Raw genomic sequence first — 17,480 nt, 5'->3', positions numbered from 1 at the left:
AGCGAGAAGGCGATGAGGGCGTTATTGCAGGCGAGGGTCGCAGCCGTTCCGCTGCAACGTCAACGCCGCTTTCCCGTGGAGAAAGCGGCCTGCCGCTCGATTGCTATCGCGACTGGACGGTGCACCACAACCTTATCCCGGCCTTGTCTGGTGCGTCATCGGCTCACGCATTACAACGCCGCAGCGAGTCGGCTGGCCTGGTTGATCGCACGTTTGGCGTCCAGTTCGGCGGCCACGTCCGCGCCGCCGATCAGGTGCGGTTGCTGACCATTGGCCTGCAGGGCGGCCAGCAGCTCGCGTCGCGGTTCCTGACCGGCACAGATCACCACCGTGCCGACATCGAGCAATTGCTCGGCGCCGTCCACGCGAATGCGCAGGCCGGCATCGTCCACGCCCAGGTACTCCACGCCACCGAGCATCTTGACGCCCTTGGCCTTGAGCGTTGCGCGGTGGATCCAGCCGGTGGTCTTGCCCAGGCGGGCACCGGGGCGGCCGGAGCTGCGCTGCAGCAGCCAGACCTGACGGGTAGGGGGCTCGGGTTGCGGTTTGGCCAGCGCGCCGCGCGCTTCGAAGGTCGGGTCCACGCCCCATTCGGCCATCCAGCGCTGCGGATCCAGCGCTGGCGACTCCCCGGCGTGCACCAGAAATTCGCCGACATCGAAACCGATGCCACCCGCGCCGATGATCGCCACCTTGGTGGCGGCCACATGCCGACCCAGCACCACATCCAGGTAGTTCACCACCATCGGGTGATCGGCGCCGGGGAAGTCGACCTTGCGCGGCTCGATGCCGGTCGCCAATACAACCTCGTCGAAGTCCTTGAGGTCCGCTGCCTGCACGTGCGTGTCCAGACGCAGCTGGACGCCAGTCGCTTCGATGCGGTGACGGAAATAGCGCAGCGTTTCGTTGAATTCTTCCTTGCCGGGGATACGCCTGGCGACATTGAACTGCCCGCCAATCTCGCTGCTCGCATCGAACAAGGTGACGCGATGCCCGCGCTCGGCCGCCACCGTCGCGCACGCCAGCCCCGCCGGTCCGGCGCCGACCACGGCAATGCGCTTGGGTGTCGTGGTGGGCGTATAGATCAGCTCGGTTTCGTGCACGGCGCGCGGGTTGACCAGGCAGGTAGCCAGTTTGTTTTCGAACACGTGATCCAGGCAGGCCTGATTGCAGGCGATACACGTATTGATGGTGTGCGACTGCCCGGCGCGGGCCTTGTTGGTCCACTCCGGGTCGGCCAGCAGCGGGCGCGCCAGCGACACCATGTCCGCTGCGCCGTCGGACAGAATGCGTTCTGCCACTTCCGGCATGTTGATGCGGTTGCTCGCCACCACCGGAATGCCCAGGTGCGGTTTGAGCTTGGCGGTTACGCCGGCGAATGCGGCGCGTGGCACCGAGGTGGCGATGGTCGGTACGCGCGCTTCATGCCAACCGATGCCGGAGTTGATGATGGTCGCGCCGGCGGCTTCGATTGCCTGCGCCTGCGCCACGATCTCCTGCCACTGGTTGCCGTCTTCGACCAGGTCCACCAGCGACAACCGGTAAATGATGATGAAGTCCGGCCCGCAGGCTTCACGGATGCGACGCACGATCTCCACCGCAAACCGCATGCGCTTGGCTGCGTCGCCACCCCAGGCATCGGTGCGCTTGTTGGTCCGCGCGGCGGTGAACTCGTTGATCAGATAGCCTTCCGAGCCCATCACCTCGACACCGTCGTAGCCGGCCTCGCGCGCCAGCCGCGCAGCGCGCGCATACGCGGCGATCTGCCGGTCCACCGCCGCTGCCGACAGCGCGCGCGGGGTGAACGGGTTGATCGGCGCCTGCAGCTTGGACGGCGCCACCGACAACGGGTGATACGCATAGCGCCCGGCGTGCAGCAACTGCATGCAGATCTTGGCGCCGTTTTGGTGCACCGCGCGGGTGACCTGGCGGTGCGGGCGCACTTCCCAGGGCCACGACAGCTTGCCGCCGAACGGCTTGAGCCAACCCACCACGTTCGGCGAGAAGCCGCCGGTGACAATCAGGCCCACTCCGCCTGCCGCCCGTTCGGCGAAATAGGCGGCCAGCCTGGGGAAATCGCGCGCACGATCTTCCAGCCCGGTGTGCATCGAGCCCATCAGGACGCGATTGCGCAATTGGGTGAAACCCAGATCGAGTGGCGTGAACAGGTGCGGAAAGGAGGAGGCGGAAGGGCCGGTGGCGGGCGACATGATATGGATACGCTGGCGTACGGAGTGCGCACGATGCAGGCAAACGCGCGTGGCGGCAAGCCCTGGGTGTCGAATTCTGCGCTGCCGGCCGCGACGCAGCTGCAGGTTGGCCGACGTCACACCGTCCGCTAGGCCAAGACCTGCCTTGCGGAGCGTCTGCCCATGCGGCGGTGGCGCTTGATCACGGCGCTCGTGCAACCCGAAGGCGGGCGCGGGCGTCCTCGGGCTGCCTCACTGCCGTGCAAACAGGCGGCGCCAGCCACCGCGGCTACCACCCGGCCAGCACCAGTTTGCCGATCGTGCTGCCGCCCTCCAGCCGCCGATGTGCTTCGCGCAGGTTGTCTGCATTGATCGGCGACAGCGTCTCGGTGTGCGTCGTGCGCAGCTCACCAGCATCGATCAGGCTCGCAGTACGGTTGAGGATGCGATGCTGCTCCACCATGTCGTCGGTGGCGTAGCGCGACCGCGCAAACATCAGCTCCCAATGGATGCCGATGCACTTGGATTTGTACGGGTCGCCAATCATCAGCGGGCCGCGTGGCTCGACGATCAGACCGACATGCCCCTGCGGCGCCAGGATCTCGCCCAGCTGCTGCCAGTAGCGGTCGGTGTCGGCCAGATTCAGCGCTGCATCCACGTGCGGCAGACCTAACGCCTGCAACTGCGGCTGCAGCGGCTGGTGGTGGTCGATCACTTGCTGCGCGCCCATCTGCCGCACCCATTCGACGCTCTCCGGGCGCGAGGCGGTGGCAATCACCGTGAAGCCGGCGTGCCGCGCCAGCTGGATCGCGATCGACCCCACGCCGCCGGCACCGCCGATGATCAACAGATGCCGGCCGCGATTGCGTGCGCCATCGAACGCGAACGGCATGCGTTGGAACAGAAGCTCCCACGCAGTTAGTGTGGTCAACGGCAGTGCGGCCGCCTGCGCAAAACTCAGCGAGGTGGGCTTGCACCCGGCAATGCGCGCATCCACCAGCTGGTACTGCGCGTTGCTCCCCGGCCGGCCGATATCGCCGGCGTAGTACACCTCGTCGCCCACGGCAAACGCGGTGACCTCCGGGCCGACTGCTTCGATCACGCCAGCCGCGTCGTATCCCAGGATTTTCGGCTCGGTCAGGGGCTGCGGCTTCGGCGCCCGCAGTTTGGTATCGACCGGATTCACGGAGATCGCTTCTACACGTACCAATAAGTCATACCCCGACGGCGCCGCAGGGACGGGGATGTCGATGTCAAGCAGCGATGCCGGATCGTCGATCGGCAGATAGCGGGTGAGGGCGACGGCTTTCATCGGGGCTCTCCTGATGGGAAGTTCAGGGTGCGTTGTGAAGCGAGTCAGCTGCAACTACCGGCCCCACAATTCAGCTCGCACGGGGCCTTGCGTTCACCAATGTGGTTTTTGGCATGGTCGTGGCCATTGAAAACCAGCAGGCTTGTAATCGTATTCAACACGCTTGAGTCGGCTGCCGTTCAGATGGAGTGGCCGGTAAAAGTGAGTGCCCGGTCCTTTCCTTCATGAAACTGTATACGTAGTATTGGCTGGGGTTTGCAACCCTGGTGATTGCTTTCACATGTTATATGACCGTTAACGCGATCTTCACTGAGGCCGGCTTAATCTGCGCCCCGATGGCTCTGGATGTGACGAGCATCTTTACCAAGAACAACGCCTCTATCGGTTTATCTCCCAAAGAAGGAGCTGTATAAATGAACAAGAAAATTCTCACTGCCGCGTTGCTCGGCGGTCTGGCAGTTGCCCAGGCTGCGTCCGCGCAGGAGTTCGATGACCGTTGGTACCTGACCGGTAGCGCTGGCTTCAACTTCCAGGACAGCGATCGTCTGACCAATGATGCTCCGTTCGTCACCCTGGGCTTGGGCAAGTTTGTCAGCCCGAACTGGTCGATCGACGGTGAACTGAACTATCAGAACCCGAACTTCGATGCCAACCAGGATCAGAACTGGAGCCAGTACGGCATCTCGTTCGACCTGCGTCGCCACTTCATCCAGGAAGGCCGCGGCTGGAACCCCTACCTGCTGTTCGGTCTGGGCTATCAGCGTTCGGAAGAAGAGTTCGACGCAACCCCGAACCCGGTTTCGCCGGGCCAGCAGAAAGACGGCAACTTTGCCGCCAAGGCTGGTGTCGGTCTGCAGACCACCTTCGACAAGCGCGTCGCCGTGCGTGCTGAACTGGCCTACCGCGCCGACTTCAACGACCAGAGCGTTGCTGCTCCGCAGGAAGACTGGTTCGGCGACGTGCTGGCTTCGGTCGGCGTCGTGATCCCGTTGGGACCGGCTCCGTCGACCGCTCCGCCGCCGGCTCCGGCTCCGGTTGCTCCGAGCTGCGCAGACCTGGATGACGACGGTGACGGCGTCAACAACTGCGACGACAAGTGCCCGGCTTCGCAGCCTGGCCAGACCATCGGTCCGGACGGTTGCCCGGTGCCTGTGTCGATCGACCTGAAGGGCGTGAACTTCGACTTCAACAAGTCGACCCTGCGTCCTGACGCAATGTCGATCCTGAGCGAAGCGACCGAGATCCTGAAGCGTTACCCCGACCTGAAGGTCGAGGTTGCCGGTCACACCGACTCGAAGGGTACCGACGCGTACAACCAGAAGCTGTCCGAGCGTCGTGCGACCACCGTGTACGACTACCTGACCAAGAACGGCGTTGATGCGTCGCGTCTGGTCGGCCCGATCGGCTACGGCGAGAGCCGTCCGATTGCTCCGAACGCCAACCCGGATGGTTCTGACAATCCGGAAGGCCGTGCGAAGAACCGTCGTACCGAGCTGAACGTCCAGAACTAATTGGACCGCTAGCTTGTTCCATACAAAACCCGGCCTTGTGCCGGGTTTTGTCTATGTGCGCTCCAAACATCCCCAAATTCCTTCGCACACAGGCCGCAATGCTGTCTGTGTTGCCATCCAGGCACGGTTCCGGTTGAAACAGCGTTCATCGCTGCCTACACTCGCCGCGTCGACACCACACTTTTATTGGAAGAACCAACGATGCTGCGTACCGCTTCGGCAGGATTGCTCTGTCTCGCCTTGATTCCCGCCGCCTACGCCGCTCCGAACTGCGCCGGCAGCACGGTGTCCCAGCCGCTGCCGTTGCCCGCCACCGTCATCGCACCGGCAGCCGCCGAGTTCTACACCCGCAGCGTGCAGCTGGGCATGCCCACCGGCGTGCTGGCACAGCCGTACAGCAGCGATCAGTCGGTGGACCGCGTGCTACTGCGCCTGCGCGTGGAAGGTTGCCAGGATCTGGCCAAGGTCATTCCGCCGGGCGGCACCGTCAATCCGAACGATCCGGCGGCCTACAAGGCCACCACTGCGTTCGACAACACGCCGTGGCGCTTCGACATGAGCCAGAACGGCAAGCGCATGACCGCCGAAGAGTTCGATGCCTGGATGAAGGCGCGCGGCGTGCGTGTGGTCAAGGCGCGTCCGGTTGCGGCTCCGGCTCCGGCTGCGCCCGCAGCCGACGCCAAGCCGATCGAAAACAAGTAAGCCGCACGGTCGGGACGGCATGACCCGGCGGCCTCCGCCGGCAACGTCCCGGCATCGCAACCGTGGTTCGGCAGCGCCGACGCGCGTCTCGCGCCCATCGGCTGCAGGACCGGTGACCGCCGCGCCACGCCATGGGCTGGCGCGGGTGTTGTCCAAGCTAGGGGTGTGTTCGCGCACCGAAGCGGCACGCTGGATCGCCGATGGGCGGGTCAGCGTGGACGCGCGGGTGATCCGCGACCCTGAATATCCGATCCGTGCCGACCAGCATGAGGCGATCACGGTCGATGGCCAGCCGTTGGCCGGGCCTGCGCGGGTCTATTTGATGCTCAACAAGCCGCGCGGCGTGGTCACCACCGTGCGCGACGAGCAGGGCAGGGACACGGTGTATCGCTGTTTCGACGGCGCCGGCCTGCCGTGGATTGCGCCGGTGGGGCGTCTGGACAAGGCCAGCGAAGGTCTGCTGCTTTTCAGCAACGACCCGCAATGGGCGGCGGCGGTGACTGACCCGGCCACTGGCCCGGACAAGACCTATCACGTACAGATCGACTGCCGCCCTGGCGCCGAGCAGCTGGCGCAGTTGCAGGCCGGGGTGATCGATCCCGCTCCCGATGGCGACGGCGCGCTGCTGCGCGCCAAGCAGGTGCGTTTGCTGCGCGAGGGCGAGCGTAATGCGTGGCTGGAAATCGTGCTGGACGAAGGCCGTAACCGGCAGATTCGTCGGCTGCTGGCGGCCGTGGACATCGGTGTGCTGCGGCTGGTGCGCGTGGCGATCGGGCCGCTGCCGATGGGCGAGTTGGGCAAAGGCGCCTGGCGGATGCTCAGCGCGGAGGAAGTTCAGGCGCTGACGTCGGTTCCCACCAGCGTGCCAGACGCGCACTGAGCAGCGCGCTGACGACCTCGACGGCGCGTGCATCGCCGGCGCCATTTGCATCGTGGCGCCGTCCTTTGGCGTGATTGCAGCCGGCACAGGCCAGCGCCAGATTGCGCGCGTCGTTGGGGTGGTCGCCAACCACTGCGCACAGCGCTGCCGCCGCGCGGCGTCCGAACCAGGCCTGCGGGACCACGTGTTCGAGCGTGGTGTGGCCCAGCGGTTCGCCATCGATACGAATCTGCAGGCGGCGACGGCAATGCAGGCAGCGGGTTTCCCAACTGCCGGCGAGCAGCTGCGCCTGGGCATCGGTGTGCGCCGCGAGCAGGAGCCGTTGGCGCAGCACCGTGCGCATGCTCAGGCCTTGATGACGTCGAGTTCGCGGCCGATCTTGATGAAGGCGTCGATGGCCAGATCCAGATGCTCGCGGGTATGCGCGGCACTGATCTGGGTGCGGATACGCGCCTGCCCCTTGGGCACCACCGGAAAGAAGAAGCCGATGGCGTAGATGCCTTCTTCCAGCAGGCGCTCGGCAAACTTTTGCGCCAACGGTGCGTCGTAGAGCATCACCGGGCTGATCGGATGCACGCCGGGCTTGAGGTCGAAGCCGGCGGCGGTCATGCGCTCGCGGAAATAGCGGGTGTTGTCGACCAGTTGCGTGCGCAGGTCGCCGGCCGCTTCCAGCATGTCGAACGCCTTGATGCCGGCGGCTACCACGTGCGGCGGCAACGAATTGGAGAACAGGTAGGGGCGCGAGCGCTGGCGCAGCAGTTCGATCACCTCGCGCTTTGCGGTGGTGAAACCGCCCAGTGCGCCGCCCATCGCCTTGCCCAGGGTGCCGGTGAAGATGTCGATCTGGTCCAGCACGCCCTTGACCTCGGCCGAGCCGCGCCCGGTGGCGCCCAGGAAGCCGGTGGCGTGGCATTCGTCGATATGCACCAGCGCGTTGTACTTGCGTGCCAGCGCAGTGATTTCGTCCAGCGGCGCGATGAAGCCGTCCATCGAGAACACGCCGTCGCTGGTGATCAGTTTGGTCTTGCAGCCGGCCGCATCGGCGGCCTGCAGCTGCGCTTCCAGATCGGCCATGTCGCAGTTGGCGTAGCGGAAGCGCTTGGCCTTGCACAGGCGCACGCCGTCGATGATGGAGGCATGGTTGAGCGCGTCGGAAATGATGGCGTCGTGCTCGCCGAGCAGCGGCTCGAACAGGCCGCCATTGGCATCGAAGCAGGCTGCATAGAGGATGGTGTCTTCGGTGCCGAAGAAATCGGCAATGGTGTGTTCGAGCTGCTTATGCAGATCCTGGGTGCCGCAGATAAAACGCACCGAGGCCATGCCGAAGCCGTGCGTGTCCAGTGCGTCCTTGGCGGCCTGGATGATGTCCGGGTGGTCGGCCAGGCCCAGGTAGTTGTTGGCGCAGAAGTTGAGCACGCTGCGGCCGTCGGCCAGCGTGATCCGCGCCGACTGCGGGCCGGTGATGATGCGCTCGGACTTGAACAGGCCCTGGGACTGGATCGTCTCCAGTTCGGCGGCGTAGTGGGCGGTGAGCGCGGCAGGCGGACGGGTCATGGCGGTCGCTGTGGCAAAGAAAGAAGCGCAATGTTAACGATCACAATGGCATACCACTACGTCATGCAAAATCGGCATAAGCGGCGGCACTGATGTCATTTCACCGCCCGCGTGCCGCTGCGCAGCATGGCATGCTTGCTGTTCAGCTGCGCCCACCGGCCAGGAGATCGTTGTGACACACCCCCGTATCCGTCTTGCTTCCCTTCTTTGCACCCTGCTGGCCCTGGCCGGCCCGGCGGGGGCGCGCGACATCGGGCTGCTCAATGTGAGCTACGACCCTACGCGCGAGTTTTACCGCGACTACAACACGGTGTTTGCGGCGCAGTGGAAGCAGCAGCACCCGAAGGACACGGTCACCGTGGAGACCTCGCATGGTGGCTCCGGCAAGCAGGCGCGCGCGGTGATCGACGGGATCGAGGCGGACGTGGTCACGCTGGCGCTGGCGTATGACGTGGATGCCATCGCGCAGAAGGCCAAGCTGATCGATACCGATTGGGAGAAGCGACTGCCCGACAACAGTGCGCCCTACACGTCGACGATTGTGTTCCTGGTGCGCAAGGGCAACCCGAAGAACATCCACGATTGGCCGGACCTGCTGCGCTCGGGCGTGGCGGTGGTGACCCCCAACCCCAAGACCTCCGGTGGCGCGCGCTGGAACTATCTGGCTGCCTGGGCCTACGCCGATCACATCTTCAAGGGCGACCGCGAACGCATCCTGCGCTACATGCAGGCGCTGTTCCGCAACGTGCCGGTGCTGGATACCGGCGCGCGCGGCGCCACGACGACCTTCGTGCAGCGCGGCATCGGCGATGTGCTGCTGGCCTGGGAAAACGAGGCGTTGCTGGCGCGCGAAGAGTTGGGCAAGGACAAGTTCGAGATCGTGGTACCGAAGTTGTCGATCCTGGCCGAGCCGTCGGTGGCGCTGGTCGACAGGAACGTCGACAAGCACGGCACACGCGATGTGGCCGAGGCCTATCTGCGTTATCTCTACGCGCCGGAAGGCCAGAAGCTGGCCGCCAAGCATTTCTATCGCCCGCGCCACCCCGAATTCGCCGACCCGGCGGACCTGGCCCGTTTTCCGGACATCAAGCTGGTCACCATCCAGCAGGCGTTCGGCTCCTGGGATAAGGCGCAGCAGGAACACTTCGCCGATGGTGGCCTGTTCGACCAGATCCAGGCCAAGAAGTAGGCATGCAGACGTCGGTTGCACGCCCAGCGTCGCCATCGCGCCGACGCGTGATGCCGGGGCTGGGCCTGAGTCTGGGCATCACCCTGACCTGGCTCGGATTGATCGTGCTGATCCCGCTGCTGGGGATTTTCATCAAGACCAGCGGCCTGGGCTGGGAGGGCTTGTGGAAGGTGTGGAGCGAGCCGCGCGTGCTGTCGGCGCTGCGGGTGAGCTTTGGCACGGCCTTCGTGGCGGGCGCATTCAATGCGGTGATGGGCACCTGGGTGGCGTGGGTGTTCGTGCGTTACAGCTTTCCGGGCAAGCGCTTGTTCGATGCGGTGATCGATCTACCGTTTGCGTTGCCAACTGCGGTGGCCGGCATTGCGCTGACCGCGTTGTACGGTGAAAACGGCTGGGTCGGGCGCTGGCTGGAGGCGATCGGCATCAAGGTGGCCTACACCCAGCTGGGTATCGTGCTGGCGCTGGTGTTCGTGGGCTTGCCGTTTGTGGTGCGGGTGGTGCAGCCGGTGCTGGCCGAGAGCGAGCGTGAGCTGGAAGCCGCCGCTGCCACGCTGGGCGCCTCGCGCTGGCAGACCGTGTGGCGGGTGGTGCTGCCGGGGCTGTGGCCGGCAGTGCTGACCGGGTTTGCATTGGCCTTCGCGCGTGGGGTGGGCGAGTACGGCTCGGTGATCTTCATCGCCGGCAATCTGCCCAATTCCACCGAGATCGCGCCGCTGCTGATCACCATCCGGCTGGAGGAATTCGACTATGCCGGTGCTACTGCAATTGCAGCGGCAATGCTGTTGCTGTCGTTCGTGATCCTGCTGCTGGTCAACACGCTGCAGGCACGCCTGCTGCGCTATCAACAGAGGCCCGCATGAGTAATGCTGCTTCGTCGCTGCCTTCCATGTTGCAGACCCGCACGATGACCGAGCAGGCGCGCCGCATCACCGACTCGGCCACCAATGAGCCGCGCTGGGTGCAGTGGTTGATGATTCTGGGGGCGCTGGTCTTTCTGCTGGCGTTCCTGCTGCTGCCGCTGGTGCTGGTATTTGCCGAAGCGCTGCGCGGTGGTTGGGACGTGTTTCTGCGCGCGGTGGTCGACCCGGATGCGTTGTCGGCGATCAAGCTGACGCTGCTGGTGACGGCGATCGTGTTGCCGTTGAATCTGATCTTCGGCGTTGCCGCGGCGTGGGCCATCAGTAAACATCAGTTCTGGGGCAAGCGCCTGCTGGTCAGCCTGATCGATCTGCCGTTCTCGGTTTCGCCGGTGGTGGCGGGCTTGATCTTCGTGCTGATCTTCGGCCGCAGCGGTTGGGCCTGGCCGTTGATCGACGAAGGTTGGCGGGTGCAGTTGCCGGCCTTGGGCGAGCTGGTGATCCAGCTACCGCGGATCGTGTTCGCGCTGCCGGGCATCGTGCTGGCGACGACCTTCGTCACCTTCCCGTTCATTGCGCGCGAGTTGATGCCGCTGATGGAGCAACAGGGCAGCGACGAAGAACTGGCTGCGCTGAGTCTGGGTGCGAACGGCTGGCAGATGTTCTGGCGCGTGACCTTGCCCAATATCCGCTGGGGCCTGTTGTATGGCGTGTTGCTGTGCGCGGCGCGCGCGATGGGCGAGTTCGGTGCGGTGTCGGTGGTGTCCGGGCATATTCGCGGACGCACCAATACGCTGCCGCTGCATGTGGAAATTCTTTACAACGAATACGCCTACAGCGCCGCATTTGCGTGCGCGTCGCTGCTGGCCTTGACCGCGCTGCTGACGCTGGCGCTGAAGACGTATCTGGAATGGCGGCACGGCGATTCGCTGGCCGCCAACCACCGCCATTGAGGTGACCATGGGCATCCGCATCCACCGCCTGCGCAAGCAGTTCGAGACCTTCACCGCCTTGGACGACATCACCCTGGATGTGCGTCAGGGCGAGTTGCTGGCCTTGCTCGGCCCCTCCGGCTCGGGCAAGACCACGCTGCTGCGGATCATGGCCGGGCTGGAGCACGCCGATGGCGGGCAGGTGCTGTTCGGCGATGAAGATGCCACGCGTATGAGCGTGCAGTCGCGCCGGGTCGGTTTCGTGTTTCAGCACTACGCATTGTTCAAGCATATGGACGTGTTCGAGAACATCGCCTTCGGGCTGCGGGTGCGCCGCGGCAACGAGCGCTGGGCCGAAGCGCGTATCCGTGCGCGGGTGGAAGAACTGCTGGCGCTGGTGCAATTGCAGGGCCTGGAGCAACGCTATCCCACCCAGCTCTCGGGTGGGCAACGCCAGCGTGTGGCACTGGCGCGTGCGCTGGCGATCGAGCCGCGCGTGCTGCTGCTGGACGAGCCGTTCGGCGCGCTGGATGCGCAGGTGCGCCGCGATCTGCGGCGCTGGCTGCGCGCGCTGCACGAGCAGACCGGTTTGACTACGGTGTTCGTGACTCATGATCAGGAAGAAGCACTGGAACTGGCCGACCGCGTCGCCATCCTCAACCGTGGCCGCATCGAGCAACTCGACACCCCGGCGATGATCTACGACAAGCCGGCTTCGCCGTTCGTGTATTCGTTCGTGGGTGCGGTGAACCGCATTCCCGGTGTGCTGGCGCAAGGGCAGATCCAGGTGGCAGGTCACGCGTTGCCGGCTGCCAACGCCGCACTGGCCGCCGGCCCGGTCGAGGTGTATGTGCGTCCGGAAGATCTGGTGCCCGACGACGCCGGCTGGCCGGCCACGGTGGCATGGTCGCAGCGTAGTGGGGCGCGCCTGCGCCTGCGTGCCACGCTGCAGCCGGCCGGCAACGAGGTGGAAGTGGAACTGCCGGCCTCGGCAGGAAGCTTCGAGCCCGGCCAACAGCTGCGACTGTCCGCACGGCACTACGGCGTGTTTCCAGTCTGATGCAGGCAGGTGGGCGACGCCCTGCGTCTGGATAAGCGATCGGCACCAAAGATTCGCCAAAGGCGTCTTGCTGTGGCTGTTGCGAATCTCGACTCCCCACTCCCTGCCATCAAGATTCGGCCCGATCGGTCGATGAAACAGGCATCTGACCAGCGCATCGGCGACCAGAGATGTGCGCTGGATCGAGCGAGCGCGACTTTTATGTTGCGCTGCAATGACAGTTGGACTAAGAAGTCATTGCAGTCTTCGCTCGCCAACCGACCGCCCATCGTTTCAGGAGATGCCCATGAAGCCTTCCCCGCTCGCTTGTTGTCTGTCGTCGTTGCTGCTGTTGGGTGTGGTGCCGCTTGCACAGGCACAGGACGAAGAAGCGCCCGCGTCGCCGCTCAGCGGCACCTTTGCGGTGACCAGCGATTACCTGTTCCGCGGTATCTCGCAGACCAACGAAGAACCCGCGTTTCAGGCCGGGCTGACCTACAAATTGCCGTACGGGTTCTACGTCGGCACCTGGGCCTCCAATGTCGATTTCGGCGCTGGCGATCCGGATTGGGAAGTGGATGGCTTTGTCGGCTACAACACCGACCTGAGCACCAATTTCAACCTCGACGTGATGGTGAACCGCTACCAGTACCTGGGCGCGGGCGCTTCCAACTACGCCGAGCTGATCACTAAAACCACGTTCCTCAAGACCTACAGCCTGACCGTTGCCTACACCAACGATCTGTACGGCACCGACACCGATGGGTATTACTACGCACTGGACGCCAACTGGGCGTTGCCGCATGACTTCACCGTTGGCGCGCATGCCGGGCACAGCATTTACACCTCGGCGCTGAGCCAGGTGGACCACGACTACAACGACTTCGGCGTGAACGTGGGCAAGACCTTCGGCCCGCTGGGTCTCACCGTGGGCTATTACGACACCAGCGAAGCGGCCGAGTTCGGCTTTGGGCGGCAAAATTCGCAGAATCATCTGGTGGCGACCGCCACCGTCACCTGGCCGTGAGTGCGATGCGTTAGACGCGTGGCTGGTGCATGCGTGGCGGGCGATGACTGCCACGCGTGATGCAACTGTCTGACACCGAACACGCGACATGCAAAAGGCGCCTTGCGGCGCCTTTTGCGTTGCTCACTGCCGCTCGGTCAATTCCAGCTCAACACGACCTTGCCGGCCTTGCCTTCTTCCATCAGGTCGAAGCCTTTCTGGAAGTCGTCGATCGGCAGTTGATGCGTTAGCACTTTCTGCAGCGGGAAACCCGACAGCACCAGCTGGGTCATCTTGTACCAGGTCTCGTACATCTTGCGGCCGTAGATGCCTTGCACGGTGAGGCCCTTGAAGATGATCTTGTCCCAGTCGCAGCCGGCGCCGCGCGGCATGATGCCGAGCATGGCGATCTTGCCGCCGTGGTACATGCAATCGAGCATGTCGTTGAACGCGCGCGGGTTACCGCTCATTTCCAGGCCCACGTCGAAGCCTTCCATATGCAGGTCCTTCATCACCTCCTTCAACGAGGTGTTGGACACGTTGACCACGCGCGTGGCGCCCATGTCGGCGGCCAGCTTCAGGCGGAAATCGTTGACGTCGGTGACCACCACGTTGCGCGCACCGATGTGCTTGCAGATGCCGGCGGCAATGATGCCGATCGGGCCGGCGCCGGTGATCAGCACGTCTTCGCCGATGACATCGAACTCCAGCGCGCAATGCGCGGCGTTGCCGTACGGGTCGAAGAACGCGGCCAGCTCGGAGGGGATCTGGTCCGGGATCGGCCACAGATTGGACGCCGGCATCACCATGTATTCGGCGAATGCGCCGTTGACGTTGACGCCGATGCCCACCGTGTTGGGGCACAGGTGCGGGCGGCCACCACGGCAGTTGCGGCAGTGACCGCAGACGATGTGGCCCTCGGCCGAGACGCGCTGGCCGACCTGGTAACCGGTGACCGCTGAACCGAGCTCGGCCACACGGCCGACAAACTCATGGCCGATGGTCAGGCCAGGCGTGATGGTGCGCTGGCTCCATTCGTCCCACAGGTAGATATGCAGATCGGTGCCGCAAATGGCGGTCTTTTCCAGCTTGATCAGCACCTCGTTGGGGCCTGGCGTGGGCACGGGAACCTGCTCCATCCAGATGCCTTTGTTCGCTTCGCGCTTGACCAGCGCCTTCATCGTCTGCGCCATCTGGCGGGGCCTGCTGAGTAAAAGTAAGTTGCCGATTATATGCGGGGCGAGGTGGCTGCCATGCGGCGGTGCAAGAACCGGTCTGCAGTGATGGCTGCCGTTCGGGTGGGCGCTGGATGGGGTGGGGGCCGCATGCGTGGGTTGGCTGACGACTGCTGCCCCCATCCGCCCTACGGGCACCTTCCCCCGCTGGCGGGGGAAGGGTGGGGATGCCAGAGAAGCAGTGCACGTCGAGAAGGCGAATACGTCGACAAGTCGACAAGGCCAGAAGGCTCGCAGGCGAGAAGGCCAGGAGGCGAGAGGGCCAGGAGGCCAGGAGAAGGCCAGGAGTCCGGGAGGCCAGGAGGCAAGAGGGCGAGAAGGCAAGAGGACGAGAAGGATTGGGTCGGGCTACGCAGCGGCGGATCGACGCCAGATGCCAGGCGATCGTCCGCATCCCTTCTCCCGCGTGCGGGAGAAGGTGGCGCGCAGCGCCGGATGAGGGGTGCCTCAGGCACCGAGGCAGTCAGCCACACAACCGCGTCGCCATGCGCCCTCGCTTGGCGCCCGTCTCATCACCCCAACCTCTTCCCCAGCGGGAGAACGGCGATTGCAGGGCTGCTCAGAACTTCACGTCCAGACTCATGAAGTACTGGCGCGGGGCGCCGACCACCATGGTCTGGTTGTAGCCGTCCGGATCGGAAGCGACGTAGCCGTTGGTGCCGGTGCTGGCGAAGTAGCGCTTGTCGGTGAGGTTGGTGATATTGAGCGCCAGCGCGATATCCGCCACGCCGCCGACGCGACCGAAGTCGTAGCGCGCACCGGCGTTGAACAGCCAGTACGAGGGCACCTGCGAATCGTTGAGAAAGGTGATGTAGCGCTTGTCGACGTACTTGCCGTCCAGATCCAGGCGCAGGTTACCCAGCTGATAGCTGGCGCTGGAAGAGAACATCAGCGCCGGGATGCCAACCACGTCCTTACCCGAGGTCGCCACCACACCGTTGTTGAGGTAATCGTCCTGATAGCGCGAGCGATTCCACGACAGCGAGTTCAACCAGCTCAGGCCGTCGGTCGGGCGCCACATCACCGCCAGATCCGCACCGGCGCTATGCACCGCGCCGACATTGCTCAGGATCGAAGCGCAGGTCTGCACCGCGCTGCACGGCGAGGTGGTCAACAGACGGTTGGAGAACTTGGTGAAGTAGGCATCGGCCGAGAGCTGGAACTGCTCGTCCTGCATGCGGTAGCCCATCTGTACGGTTTGCGACTCTTCCGGCTCCAGCGTGGAGCGGCTGCGATCGAACGCGGCCTGCGAGGTGGCGAACGGGGTGAACCCGAAGGCGGCGATGTTCTTGCTGTAGGACGCGTAGATGTCCTGCCGTTCGTCGAGTTTGTAGTTCACGCCGACTTGCGGCAGAAAGCTGTCTTCGGCACGAATGCGGCCTTGCGCCAGTGATGTGGTGGGCACCAGCGACTGCGCGCGCGTGGTGGTGTTGAGCGCCTTTGCGCCGTAGTTGAGCGTCAGGCGGTCATCGAGCAAACGCACGGTGTCCTGCACGTAGAGCATGCGGGTCTGGGTGGTGTAGCGCTGCAGAAAATCGCGGCGGAACGGGGTCTGCGCTTCGTACACGTTGTACAGCGAGGTGTAGCCCTCGTTGCCGAGCGCGAAGTAGTTGCGGCCCTGCGTGGTGCGCGCATTCTCGGCCCACACGCCGGCTTCCAGATCGTGAGTGCCCCACGACCACTTCACCGCGCTGGTACCGCCGAAACGGTCCAGGCCATAGTCGGTGGTGCGCATCGACACCGGAATCTGCGCCGAGGTGACGACATACGGCGTGACCCACTGTCCTTCACCGCGATTGGCGTGGTAGTAGCCGGTGGCATCCAACGTGACACCGCCGAACACGAACGTACCCGACAGGCCGGCAAGATTGTCGCGGCGCAGGCCGCCGCCGGCGTAGTAACTGGCATCGAGCCAGCTGTAATCGCTGGGCAATCCGGCCAGCGATTGCGGGTAACCGTTGGCCACGCCGCTGGTGGCGCCTGTGCTCTGGTAGGCGCGCGCCATCTGCACGGCGGTGGCCCAATCCGGTTGCAGGTAGTCGTAGTCCCAGCCCAGTGCGCGCTGGCTGGTCAACGACAGATCCATGTAGTCGTATTCCTTGCGCCGCGAGGTATCCAGGAACAGGCTCAGACGATTGCCGTCGCCCCACTGGTACACGGTCTTGAGGTTGGCCTGTTCGGATTGCTGATCGCCGAAGCCTTTCCACTTGTCGGTAGTGGCATTGGCGTAGGACAGGTACGCCGACAAGCCATCGCGATCGCCGGTGTCGGCACGCACGAAGGTGCGTCGCGTGGCATCGCTGCCCACCGTCTGCACCAGCCGCGCGCCGGGCGTGGTCTGCGGATCGGCGGAGTAGAACTGCATGGTGCCGCCAAGGTTGGTGTTGGACGCGGTGCCGAGTGCGCCGGCGCCTTGTGCGATCTCTACCGAGCCGAGGTTTTCGGAAATGATGGCGCGGGTGATGTGCAGGCCGTTGGTGACGCCGTAGCTCATGTTGCCCAGCGGAATGCCGTCGAGCGTGTAGCCCAGGCGGCTCTGGTCGAAGCCATGCAGGGTGACCTGGGTAGACCACTCGTAGGTGCCGAACGGATCGGCGGACTGGAACTGCACGCCGGGCAGTTTTTCCACCGCCTTGAAGGCGCTGCTGCCTGGCGTCAGCTGCTCGATATCCTGCCGGCTGATGCGCTGCACCTGCCGCGTGCTGCCTTGCGAGACCACGTTGATCGCATCCAGCTGAGTCGCGTTGCTTACGGCATCGGCGGACGTGACCGGTGCGTCCGCCACGCTGGCAGCGATCGGATCGGTGGCGTGCGCAATGACGGGAAGCAGCGCGGCGAGGGCGAGTGCCAGTGGCGTGACATGGAAACGACGGGCGGGAGTCATGGGGGAGTCCTGTTCGAGCACGGCTGAGGGCGGACGCACGGTGCAAGACCGGCGTTTCGCGACGCAGGGTGTCAATGGCTCATGAAACATTGATGACGGTGGCTGTCGCAAAACTGTCGCGTAGGCCCGCTATACGTGTCGTGTGCGGCCGCCGTGTGCGCTGCACGTCACCGACTTTTGCAGGGTTTTT

13 protein-coding genes and 1 pseudogene are annotated in these 17,480 nt (G+C 64.6%); 8 read left to right on the top strand and 6 right to left on the bottom strand.

The genetic code is table 11. From position 1 onward, the window contains the following. Positions 1 to 170: 170 nt before the first annotated feature. Both RQH86_RS06465 and RQH86_RS06460 read right to left on the bottom strand, forming a co-directional pair. Positions 171 to 2,210 carry an NADPH-dependent 2,4-dienoyl-CoA reductase gene (locus RQH86_RS06465; RefSeq protein WP_311239727.1) on the bottom strand — a complete coding sequence of 680 codons (2,040 nt, stop codon included), beginning with the start codon at positions 2,208 to 2,210 and terminating at the stop codon, positions 171 to 173. A gap of 268 nt (positions 2,211 to 2,478) precedes the next feature. Further along, entirely contained in the window at positions 2,479 to 3,501 is a 1,023-nt protein-coding gene (locus RQH86_RS06460) for a zinc-binding alcohol dehydrogenase family protein (RefSeq protein WP_311239726.1), read from the bottom strand. Between the two features lie 413 nt (positions 3,502 to 3,914). Here RQH86_RS06460 and RQH86_RS06455 point away from each other — a divergent pair, with 413 nt between their 5' ends. The 3 genes from RQH86_RS06455 (at position 3,915) to RQH86_RS06445 (ending at position 6,594) form a co-directional block, all read left to right on the top strand. Further along, a complete protein-coding gene (locus RQH86_RS06455) occupies positions 3,915 to 5,012 on the top strand; it encodes an OmpA family protein (RefSeq protein ID WP_055846063.1) in 1,098 nt (365 codons plus the stop codon). A 201-nt stretch (positions 5,013 to 5,213) separates the two neighbouring features. Beyond that, a complete protein-coding gene (locus tag RQH86_RS06450; RefSeq protein ID WP_055846060.1) occupies positions 5,214 to 5,714 on the top strand; it encodes a hypothetical protein in 501 nt (166 codons plus the stop codon). A gap of 19 nt (positions 5,715 to 5,733) precedes the next feature. Next, entirely contained in the window at positions 5,734 to 6,594 is an 861-nt protein-coding gene (locus RQH86_RS06445) for a pseudouridine synthase (RefSeq protein ID WP_311239725.1), read from the top strand. On the opposite strand, the gene RQH86_RS06440 is transcribed toward RQH86_RS06445, so the two are convergent. Together RQH86_RS06440 and kbl are read right to left on the bottom strand one after the other, a co-directional pair. Then, positions 6,533 to 6,937, bottom strand: coding sequence for an HNH endonuclease (locus RQH86_RS06440; RefSeq protein WP_311239724.1), 405 nt, complete (start codon positions 6,935 to 6,937; stop codon positions 6,533 to 6,535). The two genes, RQH86_RS06445 and RQH86_RS06440, sit on opposite strands and share 62 nt — an antisense overlap. A gap of 2 nt (positions 6,938 to 6,939) precedes the next feature. Beyond that, positions 6,940 to 8,148: a glycine C-acetyltransferase gene (gene kbl, locus RQH86_RS06435; protein ID WP_311239723.1), complete on the bottom strand. Its 1,209-nt coding sequence runs from the start codon at positions 8,146 to 8,148 to the stop codon at positions 6,940 to 6,942. Between the two features lie 92 nt (positions 8,149 to 8,240). Between kbl and RQH86_RS06430 the strand changes: the two are divergent. The 5 genes and pseudogenes from RQH86_RS06430 (at position 8,241) to RQH86_RS06410 (ending at position 13,192) form a co-directional block, all read left to right on the top strand. Further along, positions 8,241 to 9,337, top strand: a pseudogene (locus tag RQH86_RS06430) (sulfate ABC transporter substrate-binding protein). 2 nt (positions 9,338 to 9,339) lie between these two features. Beyond that, positions 9,340 to 10,197: a sulfate ABC transporter permease subunit CysT gene (cysT, locus tag RQH86_RS06425; protein ID WP_055846046.1), complete on the top strand. Its 858-nt coding sequence runs from the start codon at positions 9,340 to 9,342 to the stop codon at positions 10,195 to 10,197. Further along, positions 10,194 to 11,147, top strand: coding sequence for a sulfate ABC transporter permease subunit CysW (gene cysW / locus RQH86_RS06420; protein ID WP_055846044.1), 954 nt, complete (start codon positions 10,194 to 10,196; stop codon positions 11,145 to 11,147). The genes cysT and cysW overlap by 4 nt, the downstream gene beginning before the upstream one ends. Positions 11,148 to 11,154: 7 nt before the next feature. After that, positions 11,155 to 12,186, top strand: coding sequence for a sulfate/molybdate ABC transporter ATP-binding protein (locus tag RQH86_RS06415; RefSeq protein WP_311239722.1), 1,032 nt, complete (start codon positions 11,155 to 11,157; stop codon positions 12,184 to 12,186). Between the two features lie 286 nt (positions 12,187 to 12,472). Beyond that, positions 12,473 to 13,192 (top strand): TorF family putative porin, encoded by a 720-nt coding sequence (locus RQH86_RS06410; RefSeq protein WP_115512395.1) that lies wholly within the window; start codon positions 12,473 to 12,475, stop codon positions 13,190 to 13,192. A gap of 137 nt (positions 13,193 to 13,329) precedes the next feature. Here the strand turns inward: RQH86_RS06410 and tdh are convergent, their stop codons facing one another. Beyond that, positions 13,330 to 14,364 (bottom strand): L-threonine 3-dehydrogenase, encoded by a 1,035-nt coding sequence (gene tdh, locus RQH86_RS06405; RefSeq protein WP_193552432.1) that lies wholly within the window; start codon positions 14,362 to 14,364, stop codon positions 13,330 to 13,332. Positions 14,365 to 14,965: 601 nt separating this feature from the next. Continuing rightward, the gene (locus RQH86_RS06400) at positions 14,966 to 17,380 is read right to left on the bottom strand and encodes a TonB-dependent receptor (RefSeq protein ID WP_311239721.1); all 2,415 of its coding nucleotides are present in this window, start codon (positions 17,378 to 17,380) and stop codon (positions 14,966 to 14,968) included. Between the last annotated feature and the right edge of the window lie 100 nt (positions 17,381 to 17,480).

Origin of the sequence: Xanthomonas sp. WCS2018Noco2-27, assembly GCF_031843525.1 — a bacterium.
In the GTDB taxonomy this organism is placed as follows: Bacteria; Pseudomonadota; Gammaproteobacteria; order Xanthomonadales; family Xanthomonadaceae; genus Xanthomonas.
Note: the sequence above shows the minus strand (reverse complement) of the source record. Positions and strands in the feature narration are given on the sequence as shown.

What these genes read in the sequence shown, in the direction of transcription:
- RQH86_RS06465 (WP_311239727.1), bottom strand. Translation starts at nt 2,210, where the DNA reads ATGTCGCCCGCCACCGGCCCTTCCGCCTCCTCCTTTCCGCACCTGTTC.
- RQH86_RS06460 (WP_311239726.1), bottom strand. Translation starts at nt 3,501, where the DNA reads ATGAAAGCCGTCGCCCTCACCCGCTATCTGCCGATCGACGATCCGGCA.
- RQH86_RS06455 (WP_055846063.1), top strand. Translation starts at nt 3,915, where the DNA reads ATGAACAAGAAAATTCTCACTGCCGCGTTGCTCGGCGGTCTGGCAGTT.
- RQH86_RS06450 (WP_055846060.1), top strand. Translation starts at nt 5,214, where the DNA reads ATGCTGCGTACCGCTTCGGCAGGATTGCTCTGTCTCGCCTTGATTCCC.
- RQH86_RS06445 (WP_311239725.1), top strand. Translation starts at nt 5,734, where the DNA reads ATGACCCGGCGGCCTCCGCCGGCAACGTCCCGGCATCGCAACCGTGGT.
- RQH86_RS06440 (WP_311239724.1), bottom strand. Translation starts at nt 6,937, where the DNA reads ATGCGCACGGTGCTGCGCCAACGGCTCCTGCTCGCGGCGCACACCGAT.
- kbl (WP_311239723.1), bottom strand. Translation starts at nt 8,148, where the DNA reads ATGACCCGTCCGCCTGCCGCGCTCACCGCCCACTACGCCGCCGAACTG.
- cysT (WP_055846046.1), top strand. Translation starts at nt 9,340, where the DNA reads ATGCAGACGTCGGTTGCACGCCCAGCGTCGCCATCGCGCCGACGCGTG.
- cysW (WP_055846044.1), top strand. Translation starts at nt 10,194, where the DNA reads ATGAGTAATGCTGCTTCGTCGCTGCCTTCCATGTTGCAGACCCGCACG.
- RQH86_RS06415 (WP_311239722.1), top strand. Translation starts at nt 11,155, where the DNA reads ATGGGCATCCGCATCCACCGCCTGCGCAAGCAGTTCGAGACCTTCACC.
- RQH86_RS06410 (WP_115512395.1), top strand. Translation starts at nt 12,473, where the DNA reads ATGAAGCCTTCCCCGCTCGCTTGTTGTCTGTCGTCGTTGCTGCTGTTG.
- tdh (WP_193552432.1), bottom strand. Translation starts at nt 14,364, where the DNA reads ATGGCGCAGACGATGAAGGCGCTGGTCAAGCGCGAAGCGAACAAAGGC.
- RQH86_RS06400 (WP_311239721.1), bottom strand. Translation starts at nt 17,380, where the DNA reads ATGTTTCATGAGCCATTGACACCCTGCGTCGCGAAACGCCGGTCTTGC.